The sequence below is a fragment of the Kitasatospora sp. NPDC001159 genome (genome assembly GCF_053598235.1).
On sequence record NZ_JBSFJV010000156.1, the window covers coordinates 1 to 10,888 of the forward strand.

Annotated in this window: 12 protein-coding genes and 1 pseudogene; 10 read left to right on the top strand and 3 right to left on the bottom strand. The window is 68.2% G+C overall.

The annotated features are described in order from the left end of the window. The coding region (locus tag ACWC9T_RS38590) for a recombinase family protein (protein ID WP_449825709.1) at positions 1-202 on the bottom strand (202 nt) is incomplete at its 3' end. A 456-nt stretch (positions 203-658) separates the two neighbouring features. On the opposite strand from ACWC9T_RS38590, the gene ACWC9T_RS38595 reads away from it, so the two are divergent. The 6 genes from ACWC9T_RS38595 (at position 659) to ACWC9T_RS38620 (ending at position 5,181) form a co-directional block, all read left to right on the top strand. Next, a complete protein-coding gene (locus ACWC9T_RS38595) occupies positions 659-868 on the top strand; it encodes a hypothetical protein (protein ID WP_449825710.1) in 210 nt (69 codons plus the stop codon). Then, on the top strand, positions 852-1,370 hold the full coding sequence (locus ACWC9T_RS38600) for a DUF6879 family protein (RefSeq protein ID WP_449825711.1): 519 nt from the start codon (positions 852-854) through the stop codon (positions 1,368-1,370). The genes ACWC9T_RS38595 and ACWC9T_RS38600 overlap by 17 nt, the downstream gene beginning before the upstream one ends. After that, the gene (locus ACWC9T_RS38605; RefSeq protein ID WP_449825712.1) at positions 1,370-2,200 is read left to right on the top strand and encodes a helix-turn-helix domain-containing protein; all 831 of its coding nucleotides are present in this window, start codon (positions 1,370-1,372) and stop codon (positions 2,198-2,200) included. Before ACWC9T_RS38600 ends, ACWC9T_RS38605 begins: the two co-directional genes overlap by 1 nt. A gap of 152 nt (positions 2,201-2,352) precedes the next feature. Next, positions 2,353-2,547, top strand: coding sequence for a hypothetical protein (locus tag ACWC9T_RS38610; protein WP_449825713.1), 195 nt, complete (start codon positions 2,353-2,355; stop codon positions 2,545-2,547). 417 nt (positions 2,548-2,964) lie between these two features. Then, a complete protein-coding gene (locus tag ACWC9T_RS38615; protein ID WP_449825714.1) occupies positions 2,965-3,246 on the top strand; it encodes a DUF7848 domain-containing protein in 282 nt (93 codons plus the stop codon). A gap of 120 nt (positions 3,247-3,366) precedes the next feature. Next, on the top strand, positions 3,367-5,181 hold the full coding sequence (locus ACWC9T_RS38620) for an NHL domain-containing thioredoxin family protein (RefSeq protein ID WP_449825715.1): 1,815 nt from the start codon (positions 3,367-3,369) through the stop codon (positions 5,179-5,181). 86 nt (positions 5,182-5,267) lie between these two features. Here ACWC9T_RS38620 and ACWC9T_RS38625 read toward each other — a convergent pair whose 3' ends face one another. After that, positions 5,268-6,581, bottom strand: a complete 1,314-nt coding sequence (locus ACWC9T_RS38625) for a M18 family aminopeptidase (protein ID WP_449825716.1) — start codon at positions 6,579-6,581, stop codon at positions 5,268-5,270. 234 nt (positions 6,582-6,815) lie between these two features. Here ACWC9T_RS38625 and ACWC9T_RS38630 point away from each other — a divergent pair, with 234 nt between their 5' ends. Next, on the top strand, positions 6,816-6,986 hold the full coding sequence (locus tag ACWC9T_RS38630; protein ID WP_449825717.1) for a hypothetical protein: 171 nt from the start codon (positions 6,816-6,818) through the stop codon (positions 6,984-6,986). 99 nt (positions 6,987-7,085) lie between these two features. Here ACWC9T_RS38630 and ACWC9T_RS38635 read toward each other — a convergent pair whose 3' ends face one another. After that, positions 7,086-8,915 (bottom strand): acyl-CoA dehydrogenase, encoded by a 1,830-nt coding sequence (locus ACWC9T_RS38635; protein WP_449825718.1) that lies wholly within the window; start codon positions 8,913-8,915, stop codon positions 7,086-7,088. A 215-nt stretch (positions 8,916-9,130) separates the two neighbouring features. Here ACWC9T_RS38635 and ACWC9T_RS38640 point away from each other — a divergent pair, with 215 nt between their 5' ends. The 3 genes and pseudogenes from ACWC9T_RS38640 to ACWC9T_RS38650 form a co-directional block, all read left to right on the top strand. Next, positions 9,131-9,634 carry an SseB family protein gene (locus tag ACWC9T_RS38640; protein WP_387618890.1) on the top strand — a complete coding sequence of 168 codons (504 nt, stop codon included), beginning with the start codon at positions 9,131-9,133 and terminating at the stop codon, positions 9,632-9,634. 167 nt (positions 9,635-9,801) lie between these two features. Continuing rightward, entirely contained in the window at positions 9,802-10,761 is a 960-nt protein-coding gene (locus ACWC9T_RS38645; RefSeq protein ID WP_449825719.1) for a pirin family protein, read from the top strand. 26 nt (positions 10,762-10,787) lie between these two features. Beyond that, positions 10,788-10,888: pseudogene (locus ACWC9T_RS38650) on the top strand (IS481 family transposase); the annotation flags it as partial.

The window sequence follows — 10,888 nt, forward strand, 5'->3', positions numbered from 1 at the left end:
CGCAGAGCGTGTCACCCTCGCGCATGTAGTCCAGCGCCGCCATGAGCCCGGCCCGGTCGACGTTCTTGCCGGACGCCTTGTCTTCAAAGACGCGGGAGCATCCGGCTTCCTTGAGCGCGTCGGCCTGGAGCTGTGCATCCTGGGCGTTGGTGCTCACGCGCTGGTAGCCGATCAGGTGGCCGCTGGTCTTGTTCGTCGTCATGCGCCCATCGTTCCAAAACTCGTTCCGAAACGTCAAGGGGTTTGGGCATGTTCTGGGACGACTTTTGGAACGACTCTGAGCCCCGATCGAGGGTTCAGTGAGACCGTTCCGCTAACCATCGTTTCTGGAACGACTCTCGGCGGTGACCGTCCGTCACGCTGTCGGCTGGACCCGGCCCCCAGGGCGGGACACATGGCCGCAGGTCGGCGGGTCGTTTTTGGGGCCGGTCAGTGTGACTCCCAGTGCGGACGCATGGGGGTACCGGGGGGTGGATCAATCTCTAGGCGCTTGCGGGGTTGGGGACCCGGCCCCCAGGCCGCGCACGTCGCCGCGAATTAGAGACCGGGGGGTGTCCCCGGAAGGCCGGTTTCCTGTTCTCTCAACTGCTGCACCTTGACCCTGCTGTCACAGGCTCGGGAGCATCGAACGAGACACCAGCCGCCAGGGAGGGGAACGATGGTGAAGCTGACACGGCTCGCAGGGGAGTGCGAGAAGGGCACGTGTCCGACCGTCTACGCGGTCGACGGCACGGGAGATCTGATCGTTCAGGGGTATGTGGTGGACGACGCGGAAGCTCTCCAGAGCCTCCAGTTGCCGGACGGAGAGACGGCCGTCCGCATTCCTGCTTCGCTGATTCGGAGGTACGCCAGTGGGCATCTCGGGTGAAGAGTTCGAGAAGCTGTTTTCGAACTTTCGGCAGGAAGCCTTTCGGCTGGAGACCCTAGATGACTACACGGGATCCTCGAACGCCGAGAGCATTCGATCTTTCCTGGCTGGTGAACCTCAGCCCGCCGACTACAACCAGGAATGGGTCGACGAGGTTCGCGGGAATGTCGAGTCCGGCAAGCGAATGTACCGGGTTCATATCCTGTCGCGCCCACTGACTCCGTATCTCCGGTTCGAGCTCGGATGGGGATACGCCAAGAATGCCACCGCTGGCGAGGAGTTCTTCATCCTCGACACCACCGACAAGCCGAACCCTATCGAAGGAGTTCCAGACTTCTGGGTATTCGATGAATCCACCGCCGTTTCCATGGAGTATGGCGCTGGTGGTTCATTTGTCGGCGCAGAGGCGCAGCCCGCTGTAGCTAAATGGCTGGAGTATCGCGACATTGCCCTGAGTCATGCTGAGCCGTTCGCCGAATGGTGGGAGCGGTACGGAAGCTAGTGAATAGCACAGATCTCGGGAAAGCGCTGCGGGACCTGCAATCGGCCAGCGGGAAAGAGGCCAAAGCGGTTGCCCGCAGCGCTCTCATGTCTCCAAGTAAACTCAGCAAGATCCTGAACGGCCGGATCGCGCCGAGCGTGACTGACGTGGAGCGCATCCTAGCTGCACTCGACGTGCCGCCGAATGTGGCAGGCCAGCTCATCGAGGCTGCCCGCGTCGTGGCCACCGAGGCGACGGCGTGGCGCATCTACCGGCGAACCGGGCTACACAAGCATCAGGAAGAAATCCGGGCCATAGAGGCTCAGACTGAGCTATTGCGAGTCTTTCAGGCTTCATGCATTCCTGGGCTGCTTCAATCGCCGGAGTACGTCCGCGCTGTCCAGCAGAATTCAGAGATCTCTGATGACTCGCTAGAGAAGATGATCGGTGCTCGAATGCGCCGACAGGAAGTTCTGTACGACAGGCGGCGTACCTTTCAGTTCCTGGTCACCGAATCCGTCCTGCGGTGGCGACTGATCCAGCCCGCGATGATGGCGACGCAACTGGACAAGCTTGTTGCAATATCGCGAATGTCGAACGTTGATATCGGTGTCGTTCCGCTGGCCGCCCCAATGCCCGAGCTTCCGACATGTTCCTTTGTTCTCTTTGATGAGCGACTAGCCATCATTGAAATCCCCCATGCTGAAATCACAACCCGCGAACCTCGGGATGTGGAGCAGTACATCCGCAAGTTCAACTCTTTCAATGGAGTCGCCCTTAAGGGTGATGCGATGCGGGGCATGGTCGAGGGCATCCGAGACGAGTTTTTGCGGGAACAGGAAATCGGCTAGAAAGGGGTTCCTTCTGGTCCTAGCTTGGTCTCCTCCAAGGGAGTCAAGTGTTACGGGAGTCAGCCATGCCCGCAGCGAGAGGCGACGGTGAGAACGTTGCCGAGCAACCACGGTACGAACGGCGCCCCCGGCGCACCGTCAGTGCGGCTTACATGGCTGCGATCCGGGCGGAGTACGATCCGCTGTACTTCGACAAGTTGCGGGGCAACGGCCGTGGTACGCCGAAGGATTGGCCCTTCTGCGAGTGCGGCAGTGAGAAGTGCCCCGACCGGGACAAGCTGTCCGGCGCAGCGCTGGCCGCCATCCTCGGTCGCCCTGTCCCCCCGGTGGTGACCGATGCCGCCTAGGAAGACCAAGGCGCCCGCGTGCATCAGGTGCGCTGAGCTCGATGCCCGGGAGCGCGCGGCGCGAGCAACGTTCGACCGTTCGGCAGAGACCGACGTGCGGGTTCTGCGGGGCTACCACGCGCCTGAATGCGAGGTACAGCGTGGGCAGTGACCCCGTGGACGACCAGGAGCCGCCCCAGCAGCCCGCTGACGCCCCTCTGGAGCCGGTGCCGGAGTCGGACACCATGCGCCAGCTCCGAGAGGCCGCAAGGGTCGCCAACACCCGTTCCATTAAAGGCCGTTACTACGGGGAGGCGTCGGAATGGCCGTGAACCACGACAGGGCGCAGAGTGGGTACGCTGACGCTCACCCTCCCCGAGAGGCGTATATGCCCGCCGAACCGGAGCAGTCCGCCCGCACGACGCCGGGGGAGGAGCAGTGAGCGCCGACGTGATCGTGAAGAAGCGCCGGTTCTTCCGATTCGTGGACTGGAAGCTTCAGCGCGTCAACGAGGATGAGTCGCCGACGCGGCACCAGTTCGTGTGTCTCGGAGAGGACGAAGACGGCACCCCGTGCGGCGCTGTCGGCCCGGTCTCCGAGGTGTTCGAGGAGGCGCAGCGCTGGCCGTTTGAGCACGCTCGGGAGCAGCCGACGCACCGCAGCATGGCTCACGTGCCGGTGATCCCGTGGAACCTCTCGCCGAAGGTAGAGCCCGAGTAGCCCCGCAAGCCGCCCCGTCCGTGCGTCGTCCCCCGTGGCGCATGGGCGGGGCTTCGCTGCTGACCGTCTCAGCTGCACACACCCGGAATGCGGACACCCCGGGTGCGGTTTGATTGGGGCATGGCTTCTCGTGCACGCGTACGCGCCCCTGAACTGGTCGGTAAGGGCGGTTGGCTCAACACCGGCGGCAAGGATCTGAGTCTGGCGGACCTCCGAGGTCGCATTTTGGTCCTAGACTTCTGGACCTTTTGCTGCATCAACTGTCTGCACGTCCTGGACGAGCTGCGGGAGCTGGAGGAGAAGCACCGCGACACCGTGGTGATCGTCGGGGTGCACTCACCGAAGTTCGTGCACGAGGCCGACCACCAGGCCGTGGTGGACGCGGTGGCCCGGTACGAGGTGCACCACCCGGTGCTGGACGACCCGGCGCTGGCGACCTGGAAGCAGTACGCCGTCCGGGCCTGGCCGACGCTGGTGGTGATCGACCCGGAGGGGTACGTCGTCGCCCAGCACGCCGGTGAGGGGCACGCCCACGCGATCGCCCGGCTGGTCGAGGAGCTGGAGGCCGAGCACGCCGCCAAGGGCACGCTGCGCCGCGGCGACGGCCCGTACGTGGCGCCCGAGCCGACCGCCGGGGACCTCAAGTTCCCCGGCAAGGCGGTCCGGCTGCCGAGCGGCAACTTCCTGGTCGCCGACTCCGGCCACCACAGCCTGGTGGAGCTGGCCGAGGACGGCGAGACGGTGGTGCGCCGGATCGGTGACGGCCAGCGCGGCCTGGTGGACGGCACCAGCCCCCGGTTCAGCGAGCCGCAGGGCCTCACGCTGCTGCCGGAGGGTTCCGACTACGACGTGATCGTCGCCGACACCGTCAACCACGCGCTGCGCGGCGTCCGGCTGGCCGACGGCAGTGTCACCACCCTGGCCGGCACCGGCCGCCAGTGGTGGCAGGGCTCAGCCACCGAGGGCCCGGCCCGCGAGGTGGACCTCTCCTCGCCGTGGGACGTCGCCTGGTTCGACGGCCGGGTGTGGATCGCGATGGCCGGCGTGCACCAGCTGTGGGCGTACGACCCGGCCGCCGGCACCGTCGGCGTCGCGGCCGGCACCACCAACGAGGGCCTGGTGGACGGCCCCGTCGCCGAGGCCTGGTTCGCCCAGCCGTCCGGGCTGGCGGTCTCCGCTGACGGCGAGAGGCTCTGGGTCGCCGACTCCGAGACCTCGGCGCTGCGGTTCGTTTCACGTGGAACGAAGACGGTCCGAACCGCCGTCGGCACCGGCCTGTTCGACTTCGGGCACCGCGACGGCCCGGCCGACCAGGCCCTGTTCCAGCACCCGCTGGGCGTCACCGTGCTGCCGGACGGCTCGGTGGCCGTCGCCGACACCTACAACCACGCGCTGCGTCGCTTCGACCCGGCGAATGGCGAGGTCACCACCCTGGCCACCGACCTGCGCGAGCCCTCCGGCGCGGTGCTGGTGGACGGCGACATCGTGGTCGTCGAGTCGGCCCGGCACCGGCTGACCCGGCTGCGGCTGCCCGAGGAGGCCGTCCAGGTCGAGTCGGTGGCGCACCGCACCCAGCGCGCGGCCACCGAGGTCGCCCCCGGCGCCTTCCAGCTGGACGTGGTCTTCGAGGCGCCGAGCGGCCAGAAGCTGGACGAGCGCTACGGCCCGTCCACCCGCCTGCTGGTCAGCTCCACCCCGCCCGAGCTGCTGGTCTCCGGCGCGGGCGCGGACTCCGCCCTCTCCCGTGAGCTGGTGCTCTCCGACCAGGTCACCGAGGGCGTGCTGCACGTCTCGGCGATGGCAGCCTCCTGCGACGACGACCCGGAGATCGAGTACCCGGCCTGCCACGTGCACCAGCAGGACTGGGGCGTGCCGGTGAAGCTGGTCGCCGACGGTGCCCGCCGCCTCCCGCTGGTCCTGGCCGGGATGGAGTAACCGGGCAGCGGAGTAACCGGGCAACTGAAAGCGGCGGGGCCCGGCGGACATCACGTCCGCCGGGCCCCGTCCCTTCACCAGGGGGCTCAGCCCTCCAGGAACGCCTTGATCGCGCTCGCCAGCAGGTACGGGTCCTCCGCCCCGCACAGCTCGCGCGCCGAGTGCATGGACAGCGCCGCGATGCCGCAGTCCACCGTCTTGATGCCCAGCCGCGCCGCCGTGATCGGGCCGATGGTCGTCCCGCAGGGCATGGCGTTGTTCGACACGAAGGTCTGCCACGGCACGCCGGCCTTCTCGCAGGCCGCGGCGAACACCGCCCGGCCGACGCCGTCGGTCGCGTAGCGGTTGTTGACGTTGACCTTGAGGATCGGCCCGCCGTTCGGCATCGGGTGGTGGCCCGGCTCGTGCCGCTCGGTGTAGTTCGGGTGGACGGCGTGGCCCATGTCCGAGGAGAGGCAGACGGTGCCGGCCAGCGCCCGGGCGCGGTCCTCCGGGTTTCCGCCGCGGGCGTGGATCGTCCGGTCGATCACATTGCCGAGCATCGGGCTCTGCGCGCCGGTGTCGGACTCGCTGCCGGTCTCCTCGTGGTCGAAGGCGGCCAGCACCGGGATGTACGGCAGCTCGACGGCGTCTTCGGCGGCGGCGGTGGCCACGGCGGCGAGCGCGGCGGTGGCCGCGTGCACCGACAGCAGGTTGTCCAGTCGCGGGGCGGCCAGCAGCTCGCGGTCCCGGCCCAGGTACGAGGCGGGCTGGACGTCGTGGGTCATCAGGTCCCAGCCGACCACGTCCTCGACGGCCAGACCGGCCCGCTCGGCGACGTAGGAGATCAGCGAACCCTCGTCCACCGGGCCGAGGCCCCAGATCGGGGTGACATGGCGCTGCCGGTCGAGCTTCATGCCGTCGTTGACCTGGCGGTCCAGGTGGATGGCGAGCTGCGGCACGCGCAGCAGCGGCTCGTCCAGTTGGACGAGCCGCGCACCACCGTCCTTGAGCGCGAGTCTGCCGGACAGCCCGAGGTCACGGTCGAGCCAGGTGTTCAGCGGCACCCCGCCGTAGATCTCCACCGCGACCTGCCGCCAGCCGGCCGAACCGGTGTCCGGCAGCGGCTTGACCCGCAGGTTGGGCGAGTCGGTGTGGGTGCCGACGATGCGGAACGGCGTCTCCGGGCCGGCCCCCTCCGGCAGGTACCAGGCGATCAGCGCACCGCCGCGGACCAGGTAGCGCCCTCCGGCCGCACCGTCCCAGGCGTCCGTCTCGGCGACCTGACGGAACCCCGCCTTCTCCAGGCGCTCGGCGGCGCTCGCGACCGCGTGGTACGGGGACGGCGAGGTGCCGAGGAACGCGATCAGGTCGTCGGTGTGCGTCCGGTCGAAAGATGCCCGGCGGGCGGCGGTCGACATACTGCTCCTGGGTCGAGGGAGGGCCGAAGCCGGATGGGGAGTCGGCTTCGCACCTTGAGCATATGCCCGTACACGGACAGGGCATTCGGAAGCTCTCATCCGTGCGGAACCCGGACACACCCGCAGTCCGCCCCGCACCGAACTCCGCCCGCCCGGAGGGTTCCTGTCGTTCGGGTACGGCCGTCCCCGTTTGGACTCGGCACCCTCGGCGGCCTGATCGGCACCGGGCTCGGCGTGGTGACGGTGGTCGGGGTGGCCGCCGCCCGCGAGTGGACCGCCGTGCTGCAGCCGGCCACCACCCTGCCGGCCCCGCTGATCGGCACGGTCGTCGGTCTGCTCGCCGGCCTCTACCCGGCCCTGCGCGCGGCCCGGACGGACCCGCTGCAGGCGCTGCGGAGCGTCTAGGGGACGAACCGGGCGCAGCGAAACACCGAAGGGCCCGGTGGCAGCCGGGCCCTTCGGTGTGAGGGTTTTCGTCAGGCGGTCAGAAGGGGGTGCCAGGCCTTAGAAGGCCTCCTCCGCCAGCTCCATGATCTCGTTGTCGATGCCCTCGGCGATCGCCCGCTGCGGAGCGACGGTCGGGAGGATGTTCTTGGCGAAGAAGCGGGCCGCCGCCACCTTGCCCTGGTAGAACGGGACGTCCTTCTCGGAGGCGCCGGCCTCCAGCTTGGCCAGGGCCACCGCGGCCTGGCGCAGCAGCAGCCAGCCGACCACGACGTCGCCGCAGACCATCAGCAGGCGGGTGGTGTTGAGGCCCACCTTGTACATGTTCTTGACGTCCTGCTCGACCGAGGAGAGGTCGGCGAGCAGCTTGCCGATGATGGCCTCCAGGTCGCCGGCGGCCGTGGCGAGCAGCTTGCGCTCGGCGGCCAGGGCGTCGCCGCCCTCGGCCGAGCCGAGGAACTTCTGGATCTGCTCGTTCAGGGCGGTCAGCGCCTGGCCGCCGTCCTTGACGATCTTACGGAAGAAGAAGTCCTGGCCCTGGATCGCCGTGGTGCCCTCGTACAGGGTGTCGATCTTGGCGTCGCGGATGTACTGCTCGATCGGGTACTCCTGCAGGTAGCCGGAGCCACCGAAGGTCTGCAGGGACTGGGCGAGCTGCTCGTAGGACTTCTCCGAGCCGTAGCCCTTGACGATCGGCAGGAGCAGGTCGTTGAGGCGCTCGGCGGCCTCGTCGCGCTCGCCGCGCAGCTTGGCGGCCAGCATGTCGTCCTGGACCGACGCGGTGAACAGGACCAGCGCGCGCATGCCCTCGGCGTAGGCCTTCTGGGTCAGCAGCGAGCGGCGCACGTCCGGGTGGTGGGTGATGGTGACGCGCGGGGCGGTCTTGTCCAGGAACTGCGAGATGTCGGCGCCCTGCACGCGCTCCTTGGCGTACTCCAGGGCGTTCAGGTAGCCGGTGGAGAGGGTGGCGATGGCCTTCGTGCCGACCATCATGCGGGCGAACTCGATGATCTTGAACATCTGGCGGATGCCGTCGACCTTCTCGCCGAGCAGCCAGCCCTTGGCCGGGTGCTTGGCGCCGAAGGTCATCTCGCAGGTGTTCGAGGCCTTGAGGCCCATCTTGTGCTCGACGTTGGTGGCGTAGACGCCGTTGCGCTCGCCGAGCTCGCCGGTCTCCCAGTCGAAGTCGTACTTCGGGACGATGAACAGGCCCAGGCCCTTGGTGCCCGGCTTCCCGCCCTCGGGACGGGCCAGCACCATGTGGATGATGTTCTCGGACATGTCGTGCTCGCCCGAGGTGATGAAGCGCTTCACACCCTCGATGTGCCAGGAGCCGTCCTCCTGCTTGATCGCCTTGGTGCGGCCGGCGCCCACGTCGGAGCCCGCGTCGGGCTCGGTGAGGACCATGGTGGAGCCCCACAGGCGGTCGGTCATCCGCTTGGCGACCTCCAGCTGCTCCTCGGTGCCCTCCTCGGCGATGACGCCGGCGAAGGCCGGGCCGGAGGAGTACATCCAGATGGCCGGGTTCGAGCCCAGGATCTGCTCGGCGAAGGCCCAGATCAGCGAGTTCGGGGTGACCTGGCCACCGATCGACTCCGGGATGCCCAGGCGCCACCACTCGGCGTCCATGAAGGTCTGGTAGCTCTTCTTGAACGTGGCCGGGATCGGGGCGGTGTTGGTCTCCGGGTCGAAGACCGGCGGGTTGCGGTCGGTGTCGGCGAAGGACGCGGCGAGGTCGTTCTCGGCGAGGCGCGAGATCTCGCTCAGGATGTTCTTCGCGGTCTCGACGTCCATGTCGGCGAACGGTCCGGTGCCGTACACCTGGTCGCGACCGAACACCTCGAAGAGGTTGAACTCCACGTCCCGCAGGTTGGACTTGTAGTGACCCATGGCCTGTTTTCTCCGGTTCGTCGCTTCCGGGTGACCGCCGCTTTTCGGGCGCCCCGTACCCACCAGTAGGCATCATGATGCTACCCAGCGGTAACTTGGGCAAGCCCTCGGCGGTGAATCGCCTATGAACGTGGTCACGTCCCACAGCCAGGGCGACCACTCCTTGTCAGGATCGACGCCAGCGCGGGCGGGTGCGCTCCCGCTAGCCTGTCCGTGTGTACGGATATGACCAGAACGCATACCCGGGTGACCCCTACCAGCAGCAGGCGGGTCCGCAGCCGGGCATGAGCGGCATGCCCGGACCCGACGCGTACGGCGCGCAGGGACAGGCGTCCCAGCAGTCGCTGTACCCCGAGCCCTCCCCGCCGTCGCTGGCGGACGCCGTCCGGGCCTTCACCACCGGTTCGATGGCGGTCGAGGACTTCCAGGCGATCTTCATCACCTCGAAGGTGCACTGCCCGCGCGGCGACCGCCCCGGCTTCCTGGCGCTGCACAACACCCCGACGCCGGTGATCCCGATGTTCAGCTCGCTCAAGGAGCTGCGCCGCTACGCCGGCAAGGACTCCAAGCACTTCACCGTCACCGGCGCCGAGGTCCTGGACCTGCTGCCGACCGGATACGGCTTCGCGCTGGACATGGAGGGCGAGCACCGGATGGTGTTCGACGCGAAGGCCGTCGAGCAGATGGTCGACTTCACCATGCGACGGATGTACGGCTGACGACCGCTCCGCGGCCGCCGGTCATCGCTTCGCGAACGGCCGCCCCACCCTGGGAGAGGAGCTCCGCGCTCCTCCGTCAGGACATAGTTCAACTTTCAACTTGCTTGTTGTTGAGAATTGAACTAACCTCGTGCACGTAGGCCAGACACCCCCCGAAGGAGGCCGACATGCCCGCCGTGACCGTCGACAACCCGCTGACCCTTCCGCGCGTGACCACGCCGGACCCGGCCGTCGAGAGCGCCCGGCCCGTCCTCGCCGTGGCCACCGCCCCCGAGGGCCACGAGGGCGAGGGCTTCCCCGTCCGCCGCGCCTTCGCCAAGATCAACACCAGGTACCTCGACCCGTTCATCATGATGGACCAGATGGGTGAGGTGGACTACGCGCCCGGCGAGCCCAAGGGCACCCCCTGGCACCCGCACCGCGGCTTCGAGACGGTCACCTACATCATCGACGGAACGTTCGTCCACCAGGACTCGCACGGCGGCGGCGGCGTCATCACCGACGGCGACACCCAGTGGATGACGGCCGGCTCCGGCCTGCTGCACATCGAGACCCCGCCGGAGTCGCTGGTGATGTCCGGCGGCCTGTTCCACGGCCTCCAGCTGTGGGTCAACCTGCCCGCCTCGGACAAGATGATCGCCCCGAAGTACCAGGACATCCGCGGCGGCAGCGTCAAGCTGCTCAGCTCCGAGGACGGCGGCGCGCTGCTCCGGGTGATCGCCGGCGAGATCGACGGCCACCGGGGGCCGGGCGCCACCCACACGCCGATCACCATGATCCACGCGTCGGTCAGTCCCGGCGCCCAGGTCACCCTGCCCTGGCGCTCCGACTTCAACGCCCTCGCCTACGGCCTGGCCGGCAAGGGCTCGGCCGGCCAGGAGCGGCGCCCGTTCGGCATGGGCCAGGCGGTCGTCTTCGGCGACGGCGACTCCCTCACCATCCGCGCCGACGAGAGCCAGGACTCCCGCAGCGCCAACTTCGAGGTCGTCCTCCTCGGCGGCCTGCCGATCCGCGAACCGGTCGCCTGGTACGGCCCGTTCGTGATGAACAGCCACCGCGAACTCCAGCAGGCCATGGAGGACTTCCAGGCCGGCCGCCTCGGCACCATCCCCACCGACGCGATCTAGGTGTACTGACCACGGAGGTTGGTGACAGGGCTCACGCCTGGCGCGATGTCCTGGCCGGGGCCGGGATCACCCACAAGCGCACCCGGCCCTACCGGCCCCAGACCAACGGCAAGGTCGAACGCTTCAA

What these genes read in the sequence shown, in the direction of transcription:
- ACWC9T_RS38645 (WP_449825719.1), top strand. Translation starts at nt 9,802, where the DNA reads ATGCCCGCCGTGACCGTCGACAACCCGCTGACCCTTCCGCGCGTGACC.
- ACWC9T_RS38595 (WP_449825710.1), top strand. Translation starts at nt 659, where the DNA reads ATGGTGAAGCTGACACGGCTCGCAGGGGAGTGCGAGAAGGGCACGTGT.
- ACWC9T_RS38625 (WP_449825716.1), bottom strand. Translation starts at nt 6,581, where the DNA reads ATGTCGACCGCCGCCCGCCGGGCATCTTTCGACCGGACGCACACCGAC.
- ACWC9T_RS38635 (WP_449825718.1), bottom strand. Translation starts at nt 8,915, where the DNA reads ATGGGTCACTACAAGTCCAACCTGCGGGACGTGGAGTTCAACCTCTTC.
- ACWC9T_RS38610 (WP_449825713.1), top strand. Translation starts at nt 2,353, where the DNA reads ATGGCTGCGATCCGGGCGGAGTACGATCCGCTGTACTTCGACAAGTTG.
- ACWC9T_RS38620 (WP_449825715.1), top strand. Translation starts at nt 3,367, where the DNA reads ATGGCTTCTCGTGCACGCGTACGCGCCCCTGAACTGGTCGGTAAGGGC.